Annotated in this window: 20 protein-coding genes; 12 read left to right on the top strand and 8 right to left on the bottom strand. The window is 71.3% G+C overall.

What is annotated here, in order from left to right:
* Positions 1–278: 278 nt before the first annotated feature.
* The 3 genes from RDV84_RS13685 to sufT form a co-directional block, all read right to left on the bottom strand.
* Positions 279–2,276 (bottom strand): S8 family serine peptidase, encoded by a 1,998-nt coding sequence (locus tag RDV84_RS13685; protein ID WP_309150675.1) that lies wholly within the window; start codon positions 2,274–2,276, stop codon positions 279–281.
* Between the two features lie 518 nt (positions 2,277–2,794).
* Positions 2,795–4,606: a S8 family peptidase gene (locus RDV84_RS13680; RefSeq protein WP_309150674.1), complete on the bottom strand. Its 1,812-nt coding sequence runs from the start codon at positions 4,604–4,606 to the stop codon at positions 2,795–2,797.
* Positions 4,607–5,366: 760 nt separating this feature from the next.
* Entirely contained in the window at positions 5,367–5,918 is a 552-nt protein-coding gene (gene sufT, locus RDV84_RS13675; RefSeq protein WP_057948599.1) for a putative Fe-S cluster assembly protein SufT, read from the bottom strand.
* 102 nt (positions 5,919–6,020) lie between these two features.
* Here sufT and RDV84_RS13670 point away from each other — a divergent pair, with 102 nt between their 5' ends.
* The gene (locus RDV84_RS13670; RefSeq protein WP_309150673.1) at positions 6,021–6,461 is read left to right on the top strand and encodes a hypothetical protein; all 441 of its coding nucleotides are present in this window, start codon (positions 6,021–6,023) and stop codon (positions 6,459–6,461) included.
* Positions 6,462–6,800: 339 nt separating this feature from the next.
* On the opposite strand, the gene pdxR is transcribed toward RDV84_RS13670, so the two are convergent.
* Positions 6,801–8,258: a MocR-like pyridoxine biosynthesis transcription factor PdxR gene (gene pdxR / locus RDV84_RS13665; protein WP_078997799.1), complete on the bottom strand. Its 1,458-nt coding sequence runs from the start codon at positions 8,256–8,258 to the stop codon at positions 6,801–6,803.
* 301 nt (positions 8,259–8,559) lie between these two features.
* Here pdxR and RDV84_RS13660 point away from each other — a divergent pair, with 301 nt between their 5' ends.
* The 4 genes from RDV84_RS13660 to RDV84_RS13645 all read left to right on the top strand — a co-directional run bounded on the left by RDV84_RS13660 (position 8,560) and on the right by RDV84_RS13645 (position 11,173).
* Positions 8,560–9,489, top strand: coding sequence for a helix-turn-helix domain-containing protein (locus tag RDV84_RS13660; protein WP_309150672.1), 930 nt, complete (start codon positions 8,560–8,562; stop codon positions 9,487–9,489).
* Between the two features lie 95 nt (positions 9,490–9,584).
* Positions 9,585–10,091 (top strand): hypothetical protein, encoded by a 507-nt coding sequence (locus RDV84_RS13655; protein WP_309150671.1) that lies wholly within the window; start codon positions 9,585–9,587, stop codon positions 10,089–10,091.
* Positions 10,028–10,351, top strand: a complete 324-nt coding sequence (locus RDV84_RS13650) for a hypothetical protein (RefSeq protein WP_309150670.1) — start codon at positions 10,028–10,030, stop codon at positions 10,349–10,351. Before RDV84_RS13655 ends, RDV84_RS13650 begins: the two co-directional genes overlap by 64 nt.
* 348 nt (positions 10,352–10,699) lie before the next feature.
* On the top strand, positions 10,700–11,173 hold the full coding sequence (locus RDV84_RS13645; protein WP_309150669.1) for a YehS family protein: 474 nt from the start codon (positions 10,700–10,702) through the stop codon (positions 11,171–11,173).
* Between the two features lie 69 nt (positions 11,174–11,242).
* On the opposite strand, the gene RDV84_RS13640 is transcribed toward RDV84_RS13645, so the two are convergent.
* Positions 11,243–12,676 carry an NAD(P)(+) transhydrogenase (Re/Si-specific) subunit beta gene (locus RDV84_RS13640; protein WP_057950231.1) on the bottom strand — a complete coding sequence of 478 codons (1,434 nt, stop codon included), beginning with the start codon at positions 12,674–12,676 and terminating at the stop codon, positions 11,243–11,245.
* A gap of 140 nt (positions 12,677–12,816) precedes the next feature.
* Positions 12,817–13,122, bottom strand: a complete 306-nt coding sequence (locus tag RDV84_RS13635; RefSeq protein ID WP_057948605.1) for an NAD(P) transhydrogenase subunit alpha part 2 — start codon at positions 13,120–13,122, stop codon at positions 12,817–12,819.
* Between the two features lie 442 nt (positions 13,123–13,564).
* Here RDV84_RS13635 and RDV84_RS13630 point away from each other — a divergent pair, with 442 nt between their 5' ends.
* The 4 genes from RDV84_RS13630 (at position 13,565) to RDV84_RS26475 (ending at position 15,507) form a co-directional block, all read left to right on the top strand.
* Positions 13,565–14,113 carry an RNA polymerase sigma factor gene (locus tag RDV84_RS13630; protein WP_309153731.1) on the top strand — a complete coding sequence of 183 codons (549 nt, stop codon included), beginning with the start codon at positions 13,565–13,567 and terminating at the stop codon, positions 14,111–14,113.
* Positions 14,110–14,577 carry a hypothetical protein gene (locus tag RDV84_RS13625; RefSeq protein ID WP_309150668.1) on the top strand — a complete coding sequence of 156 codons (468 nt, stop codon included), beginning with the start codon at positions 14,110–14,112 and terminating at the stop codon, positions 14,575–14,577. The genes RDV84_RS13630 and RDV84_RS13625 overlap by 4 nt, the downstream gene beginning before the upstream one ends.
* 6 nt (positions 14,578–14,583) lie before the next feature.
* Positions 14,584–15,081: a DUF3106 domain-containing protein gene (locus tag RDV84_RS13620; RefSeq protein ID WP_309150667.1), complete on the top strand. Its 498-nt coding sequence runs from the start codon at positions 14,584–14,586 to the stop codon at positions 15,079–15,081.
* 324 nt (positions 15,082–15,405) lie between these two features.
* Positions 15,406–15,507: a DUF6053 domain-containing protein gene (locus tag RDV84_RS26475; RefSeq protein WP_425606263.1), complete on the top strand. Its 102-nt coding sequence runs from the start codon at positions 15,406–15,408 to the stop codon at positions 15,505–15,507.
* Between the two features lie 48 nt (positions 15,508–15,555).
* On the opposite strand, the gene RDV84_RS13615 is transcribed toward RDV84_RS26475, so the two are convergent.
* Positions 15,556–16,674 carry an NAD(P) transhydrogenase subunit alpha gene (locus RDV84_RS13615; RefSeq protein WP_309150666.1) on the bottom strand — a complete coding sequence of 373 codons (1,119 nt, stop codon included), beginning with the start codon at positions 16,672–16,674 and terminating at the stop codon, positions 15,556–15,558.
* Between the two features lie 142 nt (positions 16,675–16,816).
* Positions 16,817–19,102 (bottom strand): DUF1631 family protein, encoded by a 2,286-nt coding sequence (locus RDV84_RS13610; protein ID WP_309150664.1) that lies wholly within the window; start codon positions 19,100–19,102, stop codon positions 16,817–16,819.
* 121 nt (positions 19,103–19,223) lie between these two features.
* Here RDV84_RS13610 and RDV84_RS13605 point away from each other — a divergent pair, with 121 nt between their 5' ends.
* The 3 genes from RDV84_RS13605 (at position 19,224) to RDV84_RS13595 (ending at position 21,544) form a co-directional block, all read left to right on the top strand.
* On the top strand, positions 19,224–19,805 hold the full coding sequence (locus RDV84_RS13605; RefSeq protein ID WP_057948610.1) for a nitroreductase family protein: 582 nt from the start codon (positions 19,224–19,226) through the stop codon (positions 19,803–19,805).
* A 73-nt stretch (positions 19,806–19,878) separates the two neighbouring features.
* On the top strand, positions 19,879–20,820 hold the full coding sequence (locus RDV84_RS13600) for a 5'-3' exonuclease (RefSeq protein WP_309150663.1): 942 nt from the start codon (positions 19,879–19,881) through the stop codon (positions 20,818–20,820).
* A gap of 136 nt (positions 20,821–20,956) precedes the next feature.
* Positions 20,957–21,544, top strand: a complete 588-nt coding sequence (locus RDV84_RS13595) for an NUDIX hydrolase (RefSeq protein ID WP_309150662.1) — start codon at positions 20,957–20,959, stop codon at positions 21,542–21,544.
* The last annotated feature ends 4 nt before the right edge of the window (positions 21,545–21,548 follow it).

Raw genomic sequence — 21,548 nt, 5'->3', positions numbered from 1 at the left:
ACACCCAGCGTCCACGCTGTTTGTGTACGGACTCGTTGCTGCCCGGTCCGCCATAACACGCTACGTGTGTAACTGAACCGTCAACAAGGTGGATGAAAGCCTCAGCAACGCGCAGAGTCGCGAGCGGTATCACAGTTCTGGATTTCCATCGGTCTCGCAGGGGTGGGAACCGCGCCCTGTTGCGTCGTCGTAAGCCGACGCGGCCGGGCGTGGCGGACGGCAAAGAAAAACCCCGGCCGAAGCCGGGGTTTTTCGTGACGCTTATAGCAAATCAAGATTTAGAACGTGACACTCCAGCTGTCGATGCGGCCGACGTCCTGCGCCGCGCGGTCGGCGGCGCGCAGCTTCCAGGTGCCGTTGAGCGCTTCGCTCGACAGGTTCACGGTGAAGGTCTGGTTGATGTTGTCGGTGCTCGAACCGGTGCGGTTGTGCAGGTTGTAGACCGAGCCGTCCGGGGCGACCAGATCGACGATCAGGTCGCCCTTGTAGCTGTGGACGATGTTGACCGCGACCTGGGCGTTGCTCGGCGCGTTGCCGCTGCGGCCGGTCACGCTGATCGAGCTGGTGATGCCGGTGGCGTTGTTGTCGGGGATGTTGGCGTCGGTGCCGTTGGTGTAGGTCTGCACGCCGCCGCTGCTGCCGACGGTGACGGTCGCGGTCTTGGTGTTGCTGGCGCCGGCGTTGTCGACGACCGTCAGCTTGACCGTGTAGGTGCCGGCCGCGGCGTAGGTCTTGCTCGGGTTGGCCGCGGTCGAGGTGGTGCCGTCGCCGAAGTCCCAGCTGCGCGAGGCGATCGAGCCGTCGCTGTCGCTCGACGAATCGGTGAAGCTCACCGTCAGCCCGTTCGCCGACGACGCGAAGTTCGCCACCGGCGCCTGGTTGCCCGGCGTGCCGCCGCCGGCCGCGAGCACCGCCGCGTTGGCGTCGACGATGCCGGCGCCGATCGGGCGATCCGGCGTGACCGGGAACGCGCGCGCGGTGTTCTTCAGCAGGGTCGACATCTGCGCCTGGGTCAGCGGCGTCGACGCCGCCGACTGCACCAGCGCGGCGACGCCGGCGACGTGCGGCGAGGCCATCGAGGTGCCGCTCAACGACTGGTACAGGTTGTTGGCGCCGTTGAAGCCGTTGGAGGTCGAGACGATGTCCGAACCCGGCGCGGCCACGTCGACGCGCGTGCCGTGGTTGGAGAAGCTCGAACGCGCGCCGGTGTTGGTGACCGAGCCGACCGAGATCACCGGGGCGCAGTTGTTGAGCGTGTAGCTGTTGGCGTCGCCGTTGCTGTTGCCGGCGGCCACCACCACGATGGTGCCGCGGCTGATCGCGAAGTTCAGCGCGTCGCGGGTGGCGTTGTCGCAGGTCGCCGGAAAGCGGCTGCCCAGGCTCAGGTTGATGACGTCGGCCGGATTGGCGTTGGCCGGCACGCCCGGTACCGAGCCGCCGACCGCCCAGGTGATGCCGTTGACGATGGCCGAAGTGCTGCCGCTGGGGCCGTTGAACACGCGCACCGGCAGGATCTTGGCGCCCGGCGCGGTGCCGGCCACGCCGAGGCTGTTGTTGGTCACCGCGGCGACGGTGCCGGCGACATGGGTGCCGTGGAAGCTCGCGGCATCGGTCGGATCGCTGGGATCGTTGTCGTTCTGGGCGAAATCCCAGCCCGCCACCAGGTTGGCGGCGAGGTCGGCATGGCGATTGACGCCGGAGTCGATCACGCCGACCACCACGCCGGCGCCGGTGCTGCGGTCCCAGGCCTGTCCGGCGCGGATGCCGCCGGGGCCGGTGCCGTAGCCGTACTGGCGCGGGAATTCGGGATCGTTGGGGGTCATGTACAGCACCATCTCCCGATCCACTTCGACGTACTCCACGTTCGGGTTCTCGGCGATCCGGCGCATCAGCGCCTCGGCTTCGGCCGGGGCCAGCTTGCGGTTGGCGGTCACCAGTTCGGCGCCCAGCGCCAGCGCCTGCGCGCGGCGCAGGCCGATCGCCGGCGCGGCCTTGGCGCCGGCGCCGTTCGCTCCGAGCGTGCGCGCAGCGGCGTTGGCGGCCGCGCTCAGCGAACGCTGCAACTCGCCGGCGTCGCGGCGCTCGACGCTGTCGCTGCGGTACTTGACGATGAAACGGTCGGTGGACGCGCCCGAATCCAGCGCGCTGGTGTTGACGCGCACGTACTGGATCGGACCGGCGGCGGAGGCGGCGGTGGCGAACACGGAAGCGACGACGAAGGCGGTGGCGGCGGACAGCGCGCACAGGCGTGGGTGACGCGACGAAATACGATGCATCGGGCTTTTCTCTCCAACAGGCAACGGCCGCACAGCGCGGCGAGTGCGGCGCGCGGCGGCGCGGTCCCTGTCCGCGCCGGCGTGCGCGTATCCGTCGGATAGGCGCGCGCATGGCGCTGGATCGACCTGCCGGCGGCGACGCGGCGGTTGCGCGACCTTGCGGCGGCGCAAGCGGCAGTCTGGGTTCCGGGCCGAACGCTTCGTTGGTCGAATCCGGACGCGGTCACGCTTGTTCCTGCCTGCGGATGTCCGCTTTTCCGGATTTTCAGACAAGTCCTAAATCACTCGCCGTGCCTGCTCACTCCCCGCCCGCTGATGCCGTCGAGCGTCCCTGGCCGCGACTCGACGGGTCGGCCGTCGCTGGCGCGAGGCCCGGCGCACGTCCGATAGCCGCCGGCATCGCCCGACCGCCGGGGCTGGCGCGCATAAAAAAACCGCCGCCCGGCAAGCCGGGCGGCGGCGGTGTAGCGCTCTGTTGCGCCGCTAGCTGCGCGGCGCTCGGGTCGCGATGCGGCCGCTCAGAAGGTGATGCTCCAGGTATCGATCCGGCCGACGTCCAGCGGCCCCAGGTCGCGCGCGCGCAGGCGCCAGTTGCCGTTGAGCGCTTCGGTCGACAGGTTGCGGGTGAAGGTGCCGGTGACGTTGTCGGCGCTGCCGCCGCTGCGGTTGTGCAGGTTGTAGACCGAGCCGTCCGGCGCGATCAGGTCGACGATCAGGTCGCCCTTGTACGGATGCACGATGTTGACCGAGATCTGCGCGTTGCTCGGCGCGTTGCCGGTGCGGCCGGACACCGCGATCGCGCTGCTGGCGCCGGTGGCGTTGTTGTCGGGAATCGCGACGTCGGTGCCGTTGGTGTAGGTCTGCGCGCCGCCGCTGCCGACCGTGACGGTCGCGGTCTTGGTGTTGCTCGCGCCGTCGTCGTCGGTGACGGTCAGGGTGACGGTGTAGGTGCCGGCCGCGGCGTAAGTCTTGCTCGGGTTGGTCGCGGTCGAGCTGGTGCCGTCGCCGAAGTTCCAGCTGCGCGAGGCGATGGTGCCGTCGCTGTCGCTGGAGCTGTCGGTGAAATTGACCGTCAAGCCGCTGGCGCTGGAGCTGAAGTTCGCCGTCGGCGCCTGGTTGCCCGGGCCGGGGCCGCCGGAGAACAGCGTGTACAGCAGCCGGTTCGGCGAGCCGCGCAGGTCGGTGATCTTGCCCGGGGTGCTGTTGTCGACGATGGCGGCGTGCACTTCGTCCGGCGTGGCCGCCGGATGGGTCGCCAGGTACAGCGCGGCGGCGCCGGCCACGTGCGGCGAGGCCATCGAGGTGCCGCTGTTGGGCGCCGACGCGGTCGCGCTGCCGATGCCGGCCGAAACGATGTCGGTGCCCGGCGCGAACAGATCCAGGCAGGCGCCCCAGCTCGAGGCCTGGCCGAACTGCCAGATCGAACGCGCGTCGTTGCGGTCGCTGGCACCGACGGTGATCGCGCGCGGCACCCGCGACGGCGACTCGGTGCAGGCGTCGATGTTGCCGTTGCCGGCCGCGACCACCGCGACCACGCCGGCGTTGATGAGGTTGGTGACCGCGGTGTCGGTCGCGGCCGAGGCCGGGCCGCCCAGGCTCATGTTGGCGACCGCGGGCTTGACGTGGTTCGCCGTCACCCAATCGATGCCGGCGATGATCTGCGAATTGGGCGCGCTGGAACCGCAGCCGAACACGCGCACCGGGTGCACGGTGGCCTTCTTGGCGATGCCCCAGGTGGTGCCGGCGACGGTACCGGCGACGTGGGTGCCGTGGCCGTGGCAGTCGGTGGTGCTGCTGTCGTTGGGCACCGAGGAATAACCGTTGCCGATGCGGCCGGTGAATTCGGTGTGATCGGCGCGCAGGCCGGTGTCGACGACGTAGGCGTGCACGCCGGTGGCGTCGGTGTCGTAGGTGTAGGTCGTGCTCAGCGGCAGGTTGCGCTGGTCGGCGCGGTCCAGGCCCCAGGTGGCGTTGTTCTGGGTCGCCTCGACCGACATGTAGCCGTCTTCTTCGACGAAGGCCACGCGCGGGTCCTTGAGCAATCCGCTCAGGGCCGCGTCGTCGGCCTCGACCACGAAGCCGCGCAATGCGTGCTGGTAGCTGCGCACCACCGTGGCGCGATGCTGGCCGGCGATGCCGCGCGCGACCGCGGGCACGTCGGCGACGCCGCGTGCGTTTTCGGCCGACAAGCGCGCGGCCTGTTCCTTCAGCACGACGATGTAGCGTCCTTCGATCGGCCGGTCCACGGTCAACAACTCCGCGGCCAGGCCCGGCAGCGCGGTGCAGACGAGGGAAGCACCGATGGCTACCGACAAGATACGACGATTCATGCGCGTCTCCTGAGTGAGATTGCGGAACCGTTCGCGACGACCGCGGTGCGCGGCGGGGCGCTGCGCGCAACGCATGGCCCCCCGGCCTGCGCGCAGCCCCGACACCGGCGCCGGCCGCGCGCACTGTCGCCGCGCGCAGCCGTCCGCCGCCGATGCCTGTACGGCACCGACTGTCGTTCGCGATACGAATTCCAACCCGAGCGATGCCGCGTTGTGCGGCGGATACCGTGGCGTCTCGCGCGTGGCGTTGCGTGCAGTGCGCGAGCCGTGCGGTGTTCGCGGCCGCTGCGTTCGTTGTGGCCGCGGTCAACAACCTATGCAGGCGCCTACGCGAAGTCCATGCGATGGAAACGGTTAATTCGTGGGCAAAGCGTGAACCCGACTGGCACTTTCGTGATCGCGCCGCGACACCGCGCGCGTGACAGCCAGATAGCACGAGCGTGCAGGTGATTCGATGCGTCGGCGTACTGCGCGCACGCGCGCCGCGCCGTTGCGCGCGTGGCGAACGTTCGTGCCGGATGGGGTTTCATGTCGCGCGCGGTGCGGGATCGCGTGTGCGCGGCGGCGCGTCCGGGCGGCCTCGACGACACCGGCCGATCCGCTGCGCCCGCTCCGCGTTCGGCGTCGCGCATCGCGCGGCGACGCTTCCGCGCAGGTCGCGCGCAAACGAAAAACCCCGGCCGGGGCCGGGGTTCGATGCGCCGCGGTCGCGGCGGTGCGGCCGCGGCGGTGCGGCGACCGCGATGGCGGATGCCGTCGCTTACAACATTCCGGTTTCGAGCCGCGCCGCCTCGGACATCATGTTGCGGTTCCACGGCGGGTCGAACACCAGCTCGACGTCGGCCTCGGCCACGGTCGGGATCATCTCCAGCTTGCTGCGCACGTCGTCGACCAGGATGTCGCCCATGCCGCAGCCCGGCGCGGTCAGGGTCATGCGCACCTCGACCGTGCGCTGGCCGTCGTCGCGGTGCTTGACCGCGGCCTCGTAGACCAGGCCCAGCTCGACCACGTTGATCGGGATCTCCGGATCGAAGCAGGTGCGCAGCTGCTGCCACACCAGCCGCTCGACGGCTTCGTCGTCGGCGCCCTCGGGCAGCTCCAGCGGCTCCGGCGGCTCCTTGCCGATGGCGTCGGCGTCGCGGCCGTGGATGCGGAACAGGTTGCCTTCGACGAAGACGGTGTAACTGCCGCCCAGGGCCTGGGTGATGTAGCCGACACTGCCGGCCGGCAGGGTCACCTGCTCGCCTTGCGGCACCATGACCACGGCGCAATCGCGCTCGAAACGGACGGGTTCGCTGCTGCGGGAATACATGCGGGAGAAATGGGGGTGCCGTGCCGCAGCACAAGACCGGCGATTGTACCGGGCCCGGCCGGCTATGCTGTAGGGCTTGCCCCCGTCCACAGTGTTCCGCCGATGACCGTCGCCGCCCCGCCCGACCGCCCCGCTCCGCCCGTCGCGGGCCGCGTCCGCCTGTACTCCTGGCTGCTGCTGGCCCTGGGCACGTTCGGCTTCGCCGCGTTCTGGACCCTGGCGGCGGTGAGCCTGGACCGGCAACTGGCCTGGCTGGCGGTGCTGGGAGCGCTGGACATCGCCTGGATGCTGCGCCTGGGCGGCTGGCGCCGCGGCTGGACCCGCGCCGCCCTGGGCCTGATCGCGACCGCGCTGATCGTGCTGGTCGCCAACTGGGGCATCGTCGCCGGCCAGCTCAGCGGCCCGTTCGGCCTGGACCTGGCCAGTTCGGCGACCAAGCTCGGCCCGAACCTGTTCTGGACCCTGTTCCACCTCGCCAACGCCGGACCGGAACTGATCTGGATCGCGATCGGCCTGGTGGTCGCGGCGGTGGCGTCGCGCTGATCGGCCGCCCGCGTCGGAAGGCCCGCCGCAGCTGAATTGTCGCGGTCGCAGCTCCCACAGCCGCCCCGGCCGCCACGCGATCTATCTGTAGGAGCGGCGCAAGCCGCGACCGCGGGGTAACCGCTCGCACCGAAAGCCTCGCCGTAGCCGCATTGTCGCGGTCGCAGCTCGCGCAGCTCCTACAGGGGCTCGGCCGCCACGCGACCTACCTGTAGGAGCGGCGCAAGCCGCGACCGCGGGGCTGCCGCTCGCGCCGAAAGCTTCGTCGTAGCCGCATTGCCGCGGTCGCAGCTCGCGCCGCTCCTACAGGAGGCTTCGGCTGCCGCCCGCGCATCCGGCTCACGCCGCCGGCGCGGCGGCGAACTCCATCTCGTCCAGGCAGGCCGCGAACAGCCGCGCCGCTTCTTCGATCTCGGCCACCGACAGCGCGCCGTAGCCGAACAGCAGACCCGCGCGCACGGGCGCCTGCATGTAGCACGGCGCGACCGAGTACAGCCCCAGCCCGCGCGCCTGGGCATGGGCGACGAACGCGTCGCCCTGCGCCGGGGTGCAGCCGCGCAGCCACACCAGCAGGTGCATGCCGGCGCGCGAATCCTGGATCTCCAGCGCGTCGCCGGCGAGCCGGCGCAGCGCCGCCAGCAGGGCCTCGCGGCGCTGGCGCAGGGTCTTGGCGGTGCGGCGCAGGTGGCGCTCGAAGCCGCCGTCGGCGAGGAAGTGGGCCAGCGCCGCCTGCTCGATCCCCGGCGAGCCGAAATCGTCGGCCCACTTGGCCGAGACGAAGTCCTCGCGCAGCCCCGGCGGCACCACCAGGTAGCCCAGCCGCAGCGAGGGGAACAGCACTTTCGAGAACGTGCCCACGTACAGGGTGCGGCGCGCGTCGTCGAGGCCGTACAGCGCCGCGTGCGGCTGCGCGTCGAAGCGGAACTCGCCGTCGTAGTCGTCCTCGAAGATCCAGCACTCGTGGCGGCGCGCGTAGTCCAGCAGCGCGCGCCGGCGCGGCAGCGACATCAGCGCGCCGGTCGGGAACTGGTGCGAGGGCGTCACGCAGATCAGCCGCGGCGGCCGCTCGGGCAGCAGGTCGGTGCGCAGGCCTTCGCGGTCGACCGGGATCGGCAGCAGCCGCGCGCCGTGGATCTGCAGCGCTTCGCGCACGGCGAAGTACTGCGGGTCCTCGAGCGCGACCTCGTCGCCTTCGTCGAGCAGCACCCGCGCGGCGAGGCTGATCGCCTGCTGGGTGCCGGCGACGATCACCACGTCCTCGGGCGCGGCGCGCACGCCGCGGCGCAGCGACAGGTACTCGCACACCGCCGCGCGCAACGCCGGCAGGCCCTGCGCGGCCGGGTAGTTCGGCGGCGTATAGGCGGCCGCGTGCGACAGCGCGCGCGCCCAGGCCGAGGTCAGCAGCGGATTGGTGAACGGCACTCCGTACTGGAAGCTGTGCACGGTGCCGGGCAGGCGCCGGCCGGGGATGTTGGCGTGGTCGTGGTAGCGGCGCAGGCGGCGCGCGTAGTCGCTCTGCGCCGGGATCCGCGCCGGCGGCTCGCTGCGCGGCTGCGCCGGCGCGCCGGGCAGGACCACGAAACTGCCCGAACCGACCCGCGCCTGCATGAAGCCCTCCGCGCGCAGTTGCTCGTAGGCGGCCAGCACGGTGTTGCGCGACAGCCCCAGCTCCTGGGCCAGCAGCCGGCTCGGCGGGAAGCGCATCCCGGCCGGCAGCCGGCCGGCCAGCACCGCGTCCTTGAGCGAGCGGACCAATTGGCCGTGCAACGGACCGCGGCCATCCAACGGCAGGTACATCCGCGCACTCCCGATTGGCCCCCTCGGGCCGCGCTCGCCGCGAGTGTGCCAAGCCCACCGCCGGCTGGCGAGCCGTCGGCGCGGCCTGCCGGTCGCGGCACATCGAGCCCGCGCTGGCCGCGCAACCGCGGCCGTCCCAGGCCCCGAATCCGTTGCCGGGCGCGTCGGCGCAGGCACCGGTCTCGTCGGATTGGCTCCTTCGTCGCCCTGGAAATTGGCCCTCCTGATGGACGACCGAGGTGGCTAGCTTAGGAACCAACCGCGGCATTCACGCCGCACCGCGACGACGCCGAGGGCCGCAATGAGCGTGCACCATCACCGCATCCGTTTCGCCGAGCATCTGGACCTGGGAGCGGGCGCGAACCCGGGCACGCCACTGGACCTGAACAGGCCGTGGTCGCCCACGCCCGCCGGCTTGCACCTGGTCTGCGCGTCCGGCCGCGCCGTGCAGCTGGACCTGCCGCCGGGCTGGCTGTCGCTGTGGCTGCCGCTGCAGGGTCCGCTGCGGCTGGAAGCGGCCGACAGCGCCTGGGACCTCGCCCCCGGCCATCTGCAGGTCTGGCGCGACGGCCGCGTGCGCAGCGGCGCGCGCGGCCCGTGCTGGTGGCTGTGCCTGTGCGGCCCGGAAGCGGCCTGGAAACCGCACCTGGCCGGGGCGCCGCAGGCGCTGGGCAGCGAACTGTTCCCCTGGGAAGGCGTCGCCGCGCGCGACGCGCGCCGGCTGCTGGTGCGGTTGGCGCGACTGGGCGCGCGGCCGACCGAACTGGCCGCCAGCGGCCCGACCTTGCTGCGCACCCTCGCCGAGTTGCTGCGCGAAGAACAGCGCGAATTGCTGGAACGGCTGGCGCGCTGCAGCGGCCGCACCCTGCGCCGGCGCCAGCAGACCCTGCTGCGGCTGCTGCGCGTGCAACACCTGATCCGCCGCCATCCCGACGTGCGCCTGGACCTGGGCCGGCTCGCGCGCAGCGCCAGCTACTCGCCCTGCCACCTGATCCGGATCTACCGCGACGTGTTCGACGAGACCCCGACCGAATACGCCGCGCGGCTGCGCTCGGACCGCGCCTGGCGCATGGTCCGCGACACCCGCATGCCGGTGTGCGAGATCACCGAGGCGCTCGGCTTCGAAAGCCAGAGCGCGTTCTGCCGCGCGTTCAAGAACTCGTTCGGCGTCACCGCGACCCAGGCGCGGCGCGCGGAAGGCGCGCGCCTCGCCCGCGGCCGCGCGGCGTGAGCGCCGTATCTTCGCGCGCCGACGCCGCGTAGCGCCGGCAATCCCTTCCGCCGCAGCGGCCCCGCCGGCGCGGCCCACCCGCCACCGAGCCCGCCATGACCGCCGCCCTCCGCTCCGCCCGCTCCTTGCCGCTGTGGACCCTGATCGGCGGGCTTATCGCCGCCATCCTCGATATCGGTTATGCGATCGGTTACTGGGGCCTGACCAAGGGCGTGCCGGCCGAACGCGTGCTGCACAGCGTCGCTTCCGGCCTGATCGGGCGCGAGGCCGCGCTCGCCGGCGGCGCCGGCACCGCCGCGTTGGGGCTGTTGTTGCACTGCTTCATCGCGGTGCTGATGGCCGCGGCCTATGCCATCGGCGCGAGCCGGCTGGCGTGGATGCGGCGCAGCCCGTGGCGGGCAGCGACCTTGTACGGCCTGTGGCTGTTCGTGGCGATGAACTTCATCGTCGTGCCGCTCTCGCGCGCCGGCATGAAGGGGCTGCCGCCGGATCCGGTATGGATCGGGCTGAGCATCCTGGTCCATGTCGTGTTCGTGGCTTGGCCGATCGCCTGGGCGGTCAACCGCGCCCTGAACGCGAAGGGCGGCCGGCATGCGCGCTGATTCCGGCAAGACCCGCCTGCCGCGTCTACGCCAATCCGGCCGTGTTGCGGGGCCTGCGCGGCGGCGCCTATCCCGACGCCGCGGCGCTCGTCTACGACCTGTTCGAAACCCGCGACAACGCCGGCATCGTCGAGCCCGGCATCGTCGAGCAAGGCTCGCGCAGGCGTATCGACGTGACGGCAGGGACAGCGCGCGCTTCAAGCACTGCGGCGGCCGGGGTTACACCGGATTCGCCGCGGGCGAGCGCAGCGATCGGCTGAACAGCGTCGAGTGCGACGGCTGCGCGGCCTGCCATGCGAGCCGGTGCAAGCGCGGCGATGCGTTCAGCGAACGGGGCCATGCCGGCGAGGGCGATGCTTCAAGCCCGTCAGCGCTCGTTGCCGCTGATCGGAAAGCGTCGGGGCTGAAGCCCCTCCCACAAAATCCGCGCCTGGGCCGGTTTCGACCGCTGCGCGTCTCGTCGCGGGGCCGGAAAACCCGATCCGCCCAAGCCTCGCCCCGCCCGAAATGCGAGAATCCGTCCTCGCCCCCCTACCGTCCCGGCCGCCGCATGCGGCGCCGGCACGGCACTATCGCCGCGCTCCGCCAAGCGGCCGGCAGGACAGACCATGATCGCCAACGACGTACTGCGCAGCATCCGTTACATGCTCGACCTGAGCGACCAGAAGGTGGTCGATCTCGTCCATCTGGCCGACCCGGCGTTCGCGATCGAGAAAGCCGACGTGCAGGCCTTCCTCAAGAAAGACGAGGACGAAGGCTACGCGCCGTGCGACGACGCCGTGCTCGCGCGCTTCCTCGACGGCCTGGTGTTCCACTATCGCGGCCGCGACGAAAGCCTGCCGCCGCGCCCGCTGGAAAAGCGCGTCAGCAACAATCTGGTGCTGAAGAAATTGCGCGTCGCCTTCGAGCTCAAGGACCTCGACATGCATCAGGCCTTCGCCGATGCCGGCTTCCCGGTTTCGAAACCGGAGTTGAGCGCGCTGTTCCGCCAGAGCGACCACAAGAACTTCCGCCTCTGCGGCGATCAGATGCTGCGCAATTTCCTCAAAGGCTTGACCTTGCGGATTCGCGGCGGCCATTGAGCCGCGGCGCTGTCCGCCGCGATGCGGGCGCGTGCGTGATCGCGCCCGCTTCCGCTCGCGAAAGACGGCTCAATGCCCGCCGTCGAGCGCCTTGAGCTCCGACACCAGCGCGCTCGCCATCTCCGCGCCGTCGCCGTACAGCATGCGCGTGTTGTCGGCGTAGAACAGCGCGTTCTCGATGCCGGCGAAACCCGTGCCCTTGCCGCGCTTGATCACGATGGTGTTGCGCGAGTTGATCACGTCGAGGATCGGCATGCCGTAGATCGGCGAGGCCGGGTCGGTCTTGGCGACCGGGTTGACCACGTCGTTGGCGCCGATCACCAGCGACACGTCGGTGGTGGCGAACTCGGGGTTGATGTCGTCCATGTCGGCGATCATGTCGTACGGCACGCCGGCCTCGGCCAGCAGCACGTTCATATGGCCGGGCATGCGCCCGGCGACCGGGTGGATCGCGAACTTCACCTTGACCCCGCGCTCGGTCAGCTTCTGGGTCAGCTCCCAGATCTTGTGCTGCGCCTGCGCCACCGCCAGGCCGTAGCCGGGCACGATCACCACGCGCTCGGCGAAGGCCATCATTGCGGCGACGTCGCCGGCTTCGATCGGCTTCTGGGTGCCGGCGATCTCCTGCGCCTGGCCGCCGCCGCCGAAGTTGGAGAACAGCACGCCGCTGATCGGCCGGTTCATCGCCTTGGCCATCAGGCGGGTCAGCAGCATGCCGGCCGCGCCGACCATGGTGCCGGCGATGATCAGCGCCTCGTTGCCGAGCACATAGCCTTCGAACGCCACCGCCAGGCCGGTGAAGGCGTTGTACAGCGAGATCACCACCGGCATGTCGGCGCCGCCGATCGGCAGGGTCATCAGTACGCCCAGCGCCAGCGCCACCAGGATGAAGGCGATGATGATGCCGCTGTTCAAGGTCATCACCGCGGCCACGCCCAGCACCACCATCGCCAGCGCGACCAGGGCGTTGAACGCCTGCTGGCCGGGGAACACCACGCGCTTGTCCAGGCGGCCGTCGAGCTTGGCCCAGGCGATCACCGAACCCGACAGCGACACCGCGCCGATCGCCGCGCCGACCATCGCCAGCACCAGCGCGATGCTCGGCGTGTGCATCGCGACCACGCCGTGCTCGAGCTGCGCCTGCAGCGGGTCGGCCGGCAGCTTCCACGACAGCCGCAGCAGTTCCACCGCGCCGATCGCCGCGGCCGAGCCGCCGCCCATGCCGTTGTACAGCGCGACCATCTGCGGCATGTCGGTGATCGCCACCTTCTTGCCCGAGACCCACGCCGCCGCCGTGCCCAGCAGCACCGCCGTCGCGATCAGGCCGAGGTTGTGCAGGCCCGGCAGGAAGAACGTCGCCACGGTGGCGATGATCATGCCCGCGCCGGCCCAGCGGATGCCGCTGCGCGCGGTCACCGGCGAGGCCATGCGCTGCAGGCCGAGCAGGAACAGGGTCGCCGCGACCAGATAGCTGGCCTTCACCAAAGTCGAAAGAACGTCCATCAGCGCGCGCGCTCCATAGAACGACAGCTGCCCCACGGGCAGCGCCCAGCCGAGAAAAGCGAGGAGGAAAGGAACGGCGAGCAGGGCCGCGCCGAAGACGGCGGCCACGGCCGCCGCGAGGTACCGCAGGTGCGGCGCATTCAGCCGCCCGCCTTGCCGGCGGGCTTCTTGCTGGACTTGAACATCTCCAGCATGCGCTCGGTCACCACGTAGCCGCCGGCGGCGTTGCCGGCGCCGAGCAGCACCGCGACGAAGCCGATGACCTTCTCCGTCAGGTTGTCGGCGTGGCCCAGGACGATGATCGCGCCGATCAGCACGATGCCGTGGATGAAGTTGGAGCCGGACATCAGCGGGGTGTGCAGGATCACCGGCACCCGCGAGATGATCACGTGGCCGGCGATGGCCGCCAGCATGAAGATATACAGCGCCACAAAACCGTCGTTCATCCGGATCTGTCCCCATGCGTTGTCCGCGCCATCATAACCGTCCGTGAATGCAGCGCCACCGTTGTCAACCGATCCCGGGGGCGGACGTTTGCGGATTGTGTAAGCGCCGCACATTCCGGTGCAGGAACCGTCCGCATGCCCAAGCCCGCCCATGCCCATCGCCGCCACCGCCGGCCGGCCGCGCGCGGCTGAGGGCGCGCGCGTGCTGCAACCGCCCGCCACCCGTATGCTGGACGCCGTGAGCGTCGAGTCCGAGCCGCTGCCGCCGAACGATCCGCTGGAGCATCGCTACGACGCCCGCCAGCCCGCGCGCCCGGCCGGTGCCGGCGCGGCGGCCGCGGCCGGGCCGGATTCGGCTGGGCCCACGCCACCCGGGCCGAACGCGCCCGCACCCGCGGCGACGGCCGGCGAGCACGAGGACGACTTCGACGCCGCGACCGCGCTGCCGCCGCCGGAGCGCGACCCGGCCCCGGCGCGGCTGCCGGCCAGCCTGGAGGAATTCCTCGCCGGCCTGGGCACGCGCGCGTTCCGCTTCGCCGAACTGGGCCTGCGCCACCGCGAGGACGCGCTCGACGCGGTGCAGGACGCGATGATGAAGATGCTCGGTTACCGCGACCGCCCGCCGCAGGAATGGACGCCGCTGTTCTGGAGCATCCTGCGCAGCCGCATCGTCGATGTGCAGCGGCGGCGCGCGTTCCGCCTGCGCTGGCTGCTGCCGGCCGCACGCGGCGAGGACGACGCGCCGGCCGACTGGGCCGACGACGGCCCCGACCCGCAACGCACCCACGACGGGCGCGAGGCCTACGGCCGACTGGCACAGGCGCTGCAAACACTGCCGCGGCGGCAACGCGAGGCGTTCTCGCTGCGGATACTGGAAGAACTCGACGTCGCCACGACCGCGCGGGCGATGGGCTGCAGCGAAGGCGCGGTGAAGACGCATCTGTCGCGGGCGCGCGAAGCGCTGCAGCGGCAATTGGAGGAATGGCGATGAACACCGACCCGCGCAGCGCCGACGGCCGCACCCCGGCGCCGCACCGCGCAAGCCCGGCGGACGAAGCGGACGCGCGTTTCGACGCGACCCTGCGCGATCTGCACGCGCAGTCGCTCGAACGGCTGAGCCCGCAGGTCCGCCAGCGGCTGCGCACGATCCGCAGCGAGGCCGCCGCCCAGCCCCGACGGGGCCGCGGCGGCCTCCTCGGCTGGACCCTGGCCAGTTCCGGCGTGGCCGCGGTCGCGCTGGCGCTGGGCCTGCAGTTCGCCGGCGGCGGCGCGCCGCTGCCGGCGGCCGCGCCGGCGCAGGTCGCGCAGCAGCCGGTAATGGCCGCGCCGTCCGCGGTCGCGGCCGAGGCGAGCTACGACCCGGACACCGCCGTGGCCGCGCTCGACGAGAATCCCGATCTGTACCTGTGGCTGGCGTCCAACACCGACGCGCTGCCGCAGACCCACCTGGAGTAACCCGCCATGCGCCGCCCCTTCTTCCGCCGCGCCGAACCGCTGCTGGCCCTGGCCCTCGCCGTGGCCGCGCTGGCCGCGCCCGCGCTCGCCGCCGCGCAAACCGCTCCGGCCGGCGCCGCCCTGCCCAGCTGGGACCAACTCAGCCAGGCCCAGCGCGAACAGTTGATCGCGCCGATGCGCGACCGCTGGAACACCCAGCCCGAAGAGCGCCAGCGCATGCTCGACCGCGCGCGCCGCTGGCAGCAGATGACCCCGGACGAACGCCGCGAGGCGCGCAACGGGATGAAGCGCTGGGAAGGCCTGAATCCGGAGGAGCGCGGGCAGATGCGCGCGCTGTACGGCAAGATGCGCGGCCTCGACGAGAACGGCAAGCGCGCGCTGATGGAGAAGTGGCGGACGATGACGCCCGACCAACGCCGCGCCTGGGCCGAGTCCAACCCGCCGCCGCCGAAACAGCGCGGCGACCACCATTTCCCGCCGCCTCCGCCGCCGCCGCGCAATTGACGACGAGTCGCCGCGAAAGCCGCGCCGGCTCCCTGTAGGAGCGACGCGAGTCGCGACCGCGAAACCGCAACAACGACGCAACGAGCCGCAGGCCTGCGCAATCGATCGCAGTGACGACGTGATTGAGGTTGCGCGGTCGCGACTTGCGTCGCTCCTACAGGGCGCGGCCGACTGTTCGCTGCAGGACTCAGCCTCCGCGCGAACGCGGAGATCCAATGCTGCGGGGCAGGAACCTGAGCAGCGTTCGGATCTCCGCGTTCGCCGGTTCTGTTTCACCGGCGATGCGATCCGTACCGCCATGCCATGGCAGGACTTTGAGGCCCGATGCCCGCCGTTGTGGGAGGGCCTTCAGGCCCGACGCTTTTCTCTCAGGTCACCGCGATCCGAAACCAGAGCATCGGGCCTGAAGGCCCTCCCACAAAATAGCCCTCTCACCGAAAGGGTCCGCAAAAGCGGCCCTTTCAAAGAACGCGGCTACGCGGCCGCGCTCTGCGCCTGCGCCTTGCGCTCCGGCCACACCGTCTTGGCCAGCAACTCGTCGTCCCAGTCGTACTTGAGCTCGCCGCCGTCGACGAACAGGCTGACGAAGTTGAGCACGTTGCGCGCGAACATCTCGCTGGCATGGACCGCGCCGGCGCTGGCGAGGTTCAGCGGGCCGGCGATGGTCACGCCGTTGGCGTCGACGGTCTCGCCCGGGCGGGTCAGTTCGCAGTTGCCGCCGGTCTCGGCGGCGAGGTCGACCAGCACGCTGCCGGGCTTCATCCCGGCGATCATCGCCGCGGTCACGATCTTCGGCGCCGGACGGCCCGGCACCGCGGCGGTGCAGACGATCACGTCGACGTTCTTGAGGTGCTCGCCGAGCCGGCGCTGTTGTTCGGCGCGCTCTTCGTCGGTGAGCTGGCGGGCGTAGCCTCCCTCGCCCGCGGCGCTGACGCCGAGGTCGAGGAACTTGCCGCCGAGCGATTCGATCTGCTCGCGCGTCTCCGGCCGCACGTCGAAGCCTTCGACCTGCGCGCCCAGGCGCTTGGCCGTCGCCACCGCCTGCAGGCCGGCCACGCCGGCGCCGACGATCAGCACGCGCGAGGGCCGGATGGTGCCGGCGGCGGTGGTCAGCATCGGGAAGAAGCGCGGCGCCAGTTGGGCGGCGATCAGCACCGCCTTGTAGCCGGCCATGCCGGCCTGCGAGCTGAGCACGTCCATGGCCTGGGCGCGGGTGGTGCGCGGCAGGCGCTCCAGCGGGAACGCCAACAGCTGGCGCGCGACGATGGCCTCGGCGCGCGCGGCCTCGGCCTGCGGCTGCAGCAGGCCGACCAGGGCCGCGCCTTCGCGCAGCAGGTTCAGCCGCTCGCCGTCGGGCGCCTGCACGCACAGCACCACGTCGGCCTGGGCGGTGGCGCCGGCGGCGTCGTCGGCCAGTTCGGCGCCGGCCTGGACGTAGGCCTCGTCGGTGAAGCTCGCGCCGCGTCCGGCCCCGCGCTGGATGCGCACGCGCGCACCGCGGGCGATCAGTTTCTTGCAGGTCTCCGGCGTCAGCGCCACGCGCTGTTCGCCGGCCGCGGTCTCGCTGGCCACGCCAATCGTGATGCCCGACATGCTCTGCTCCGTGCCCGGTTTGGCTGATCGTAGCGGATGCCGGGGGCAGGAGCGAGAAGTGAGCGTGGAGGAGTGAGAAGTGAGCAAAGGCGGTTAGCGCCGCTCTTTCTCACTTCTCACTCCTCTGCGCTCGCTTCTCGCTTCAAATAACGCGATCCAGATGCCGCCGCACCTGCCGCATCGCCTCATCGAACGCGGTGCGCTCGGCGCCGACCACCAGCCGGCCGGAGGCGGCCAGCATCGCCAGCTCCTCGGCCGAGGCGACCAGGGCGCGCACGCCGCGGCGGTTGACCAGCAGCAGGCGCGAGGTCAGCGGGCTGAGCCAGGCCACCTTCACCGCGACGGTCTCGCCCTGCAGGCTGGTCAGGCGCAGCCAGTCGCCGGGTTCGAGCTGGCGCATGCGTTCGGCCAGCAGCGGGTCGTGGCCGCCCTGGGCGGCGTCGTCGGCGAGGTAGCGGCGGCGTTCCTCGGCCACGTCCTCCTCGACTTCGGCAGCGCTGGGCTGCGGATGATCGGCGCGCTCCTTGTCCGGCGTCGCCAGCGCCCGCACCAGCCCGGCCATGGCGTGCTGGGCGGCGCTTTCGTCCAGGCCCGAGGACGACAGGCACTGGATGATGATCGGCTGCAACGCCAGCAACTGATCGGCGAGCTCGCGGCCGCGGTTCTCGGCGGCGAGCTTGTCGGCCATCACCAACGCGTCGCCCAGCGCCATCGCCTGGGCGCGGCGCTTGGGGTCTTCGTTCTCGCGCAGCAGCACCTGCACCAGGTGGTGGCGCCACGGCGTGGAAATGAAATCGGCCACCGCCGAGGTCAGCTTGCCGTCGGCGATGCGCTCGCGCACCGCCTGGTCGGCCTGGCTGCGCGCGGCGCCGAGGCGCTCGCGGCCGTAGGTGGCCTTGGCCGCGCGCTGTTCCTGCAATTCGATCCGGCGGCGGTGCTGGGCCAGCATCGCGTCGAGCTCGGCGTGGGCCAGCTCGAACACCGCCAAGTCTTCGTTGTAGTCGGAAACGATGCGCTGGGAGATGTCGGACGCGCGTTCGAGCAGGTCGCGGTCCTGCGGCGTCTCGCCGTCGTTGCCTTCGCAGGCCTCGGTGATCGCGTCGAGCAGGCGCCGCGCGGGATGTTCGCGCTTGACGAACACCGCGTTGTCGGTCAGCGCGACCTTGACGTAGGGCATCACCAGCCGCGCGTAGACGCGGCGGGCGCGGTCCTGCAGGGCGTGGTTGCGGAACAGCGAGTCGAACAGCAGCGCGACCAGGTCGATCGCGTCGTCTTCCTCGGGACTGAAGCAGGTCTGGTCGGGATTGAAGCCGAGCCGGCGCGCGCCGTCGAAGAGCTGGTCGCGGATGGTCTCGCCCAAACGCCCGGACACCGCCAGCGCGCGCGCGAACGCGTCCGGCGGCTCGGGTTGCAGCAGCGAGGCCATGCCGACCACTTCGTCCACGCGCAGCTCGCGGCGCTGGGCCATGGTGCGCTGCGGCTGCTGTCCGGGCGGCAGGCCGCCGCCCTTGATCAGCCCCTCGCGCCAGGCATGCAGTTGGGTGCGCAGTTCGGCCAGTTCGGCCGCCATCGCCGCCACTTCCACCTGCGACACCGCCCCGCCCTGCGCCGCGTAGCCGGAGCCCTGGCCCGGTGCGGGCGGATACGATCCTTGTTGATAGTCGTGCGGCACGGACGCTGCGGCCTCGCGATGCGGAACGGTGTCGAACACGCCGTCGAGCGTGTTGCGGTCGCGGCGCTCTTCGGCCGCCGCGCGCGCCGGGCCGGCCGGCGGCGCGCCGGTGGCCATGCCGTAGCCGGCGGTGGCGAGCACCTGGTTGAGGCGCGCGTACATGTCGCCGAGCAGGCGCGCCAGCTCCTGTTCGTATTGGCGGAACAGCCGCATGCGCAGGCTTTCGGTGACCTGGGCTTCGGTGTAGACCGAGGTGAAGGCCTTGATCAGGCGATACGGGCCGACCGGGTTGACGCCTTCCGGCGCGCCCATCGCCTGGGCCAGCATCTGCAGGCGCGCGCGCACCATTTCCAGCGGACGCTGGTAGCGCTGCTCCAGCAGTTCGACCAGGCGCTCGCCGTCGAGATCGAACGCCAGTTGCTGCTCGCCGACCAGTTGCAGCGGCGAACCGCCGACCCCGCCGACCGCCGCGCCGGGCGCGCGGAACGCCTCGAAGCCCTGGCCGATCTGCTGGCGGAACGCCATGACATGGCTGGCCTGTTGCTGGCGCAGGATCCACAATGCGGCCTGGTCTTCGAACTGGTGGTTGCGGCCGTCGCCCTTGAGCGAATCGGCCTTGAGGGCATCCTCGATCGGTCCGTACAGGGAACCGGGCAGCCCCCCGAGTTGCTCGAGCGTCTGTCGTTTGAGTTCTTCGAGCACGCGTGCAGGATCTGCCCGCGTGTTGTGAACGACGCCGTGCAAGTGACCGGACACTCGCGTTCCCCCTGATGATTGCGGCTACGTCTTTTTGCGACCGCGAACGTCAGGATAGTGCCTAGATGCGACCATTCATGTGTCGCCGTTCATTTTTGTGACCGACATTCAGATTCCTTAAATGCCTACCTCCGACCCCGCCCTCCTCGCCGCCCTCGACCGCCGCCGTTCGGTGCCCGCCAAGCAGTTGTCCGAGCCCGGACCGGACGAATCCGACCTCCAGCGTATGTTGGCGGCGGCAGTGCGCGTGCCCGACCACGGCAAGCGCGTGCCGTTCCGCTTCCTGACCCTGCAAGGCGACGCCCGCCATGTGCTCGGCGAGCGCGTCGCCGCGCGCGGCATCGAGCGTTTTCCCGATGCCGGCCCGGCCGCGGTGGAGAAAGACCGCGGCCGTTTCTCGTACGCGCCGCTGATCGTCGCCGTCATCGCCCAGCTCGGCCCGGACGAGAAGATCCCCGAGCTCGAACGCACCCTCACCGCCGGCTGCGTCTGCTTCGCCCTGCTGCAGGCCGCGCAGGCCCTCGGTTACGGCGCGGTGTGGCTGACCGGCTGGCCGGCCTACGACGAACAAGTCGAGCGCTGGCTCGGCGTGCAGGCGCACGAGCGCATCGTCGGCTTCATCCACATCGGCACCGCCAAGCTCGAAGCGCCCGAGCGCGAACGTCCGGACCCGCTCGCGCTGACCCAGGCCTGGTCGCCGTGAGCGCGCCCGCCGCGTCCGCCGCGCGCTACCGCCGGCGGTATCCGCGCGGCGCCGCGCGTGCTGGAATGCGGGCATGACTTCCCCGCCCGCCCCGGCCGCGCAAACGCCGGTCTACCTCGTCGACGCCAGCCTGTACGTGTTCCGCGCCTGGCATTCGATCCCCGACGACTTCCAGGACGCCGAAGGCTGGCCGAGCAACGCCGTGCACGGCTTCGCCCGCTTCCTGCTGGAGCTGATCGAGCGCGAACGGCCGCAGCACATCGCCGTCGCGTTCGACGAGGCGCTGGATTCGTGCTTCCGCAACGCGCTCTATCCGGCCTACAAGGCCAACCGCGAGCCGGCGCCGGACGCGCTCAAGCGCCAGTTCGGCCACTGCAAGGCGCTGTGCTCGGCGCTGGGCCTGAGCGTGCTGGCCGACGCGCAGTACGAGGCCGACGACCTGATCGGCAGCGCGCTGCTGCGCATGCGCGGCTACGGCTACCGCGGGGTGATCGTGTCCGCCGACAAGGATCTCTCGCAGTTGCTCGACGCCGCCGACGAGCAATGGGACTTCGCCCGCGGCGTGCGCTGGACCGCCGCCGGCGTGCCCGAGCGCCACGGCGTGCAGGCGACCCAGATCGCCGACTATCTGGCGCTGTGCGGCGACGCGGTCGACAACATCCCCGGCGTGCCAGGCATCGGCGCCAAGACCGCGGCCGCGCTGCTCGGCCACTTCGGCAGCCTCGACGCGCTGCTGGCGCGGGTCGAGGAAGTCCCGTTCCTGCGCCTGCGCGGCGCCGCCAGCGCCGCGGCCAAGCTGCGCGCGCACCGCGATCAGGCGCTGCTGTGCCGGCAGCTGACCACGATCGCGCTGGACGCGCCGCTGGCCGACGACGGCGGCCGCTACCGCCGCGGCGGCGCCGACGCCGACACCCTGCAAGCGCTGTGCGACCGTCTGCGCTTCGGCCCGATGACCCGGCGCCGGCTGTACGCCGCGGTCGGGCTCGACTTCGCTGCGTCACAGGTTCCGTCGTAGCATCGTTGCCATCCCACGGGAACGCGCGACGCGCGTCCCGCCGCCGCGCCGCCGCGGACCTCGCGCGGCCCGGCGCCACCGCATCCCATCACACCGCCCGCCGCCGTAGCGGCCGCGGGCACCGGCGAGGAACCCCATGACCGCAGATCGAGATCATTCCGCCCAGCACGAACCCGTGGAAACCATCTACAACGGCCAGTGGCTGCGGATGATGCGGCGCGGCCATTGGGAGTACGCCGAGCGCACCCACGGCAAGGGCATGGCGGTGATCATCATCGCGGTCACTCCCGACGACAACATCCTGTTCGTCGAACAGTTCCGCGTCCCGCTCAACGCCCGCACCATCGAAATGCCGGCCGGCCTGGTCGGCGACGACCACGCCCACGACACCCTGGAATCGGCCGCCGCGCGCGAATTGATCGAGGAAACCGGCTGGGAACCGCGCCGGGTCGAAGTCCTGCTGACCGGCCCGACCTCGGCCGGCATGAGCAGCGAACGCATCGCCTTCGTCCGCGCCAGCGACCTGCACCGCGTCGGCCCCGGCGGCGGCGTCGCCGGCGAGGACATCGTCGTCCACGAAGTCCCGCGCGCGGACGCGCCGGCCTGGCTGATGGCGCGGCAGGCCGAGGGGTATGAGTTGGATCTGAAGCTGTGGGCGGGGCTTTGGATGATCGAGCGCAATCCGGATGGGTCGGCGGCGGCGGCGCCGCCCGCGGCCGGGTAAGACC

Origin of the sequence: Lysobacter yananisis (genome assembly GCF_031199375.1) — a bacterium.
GTDB classification, from domain to species: Bacteria; Pseudomonadota; Gammaproteobacteria; order Xanthomonadales; family Xanthomonadaceae; genus Lysobacter; species Lysobacter yananisis.
This window is presented reverse-complemented; position numbering and strand designations above follow the sequence as displayed.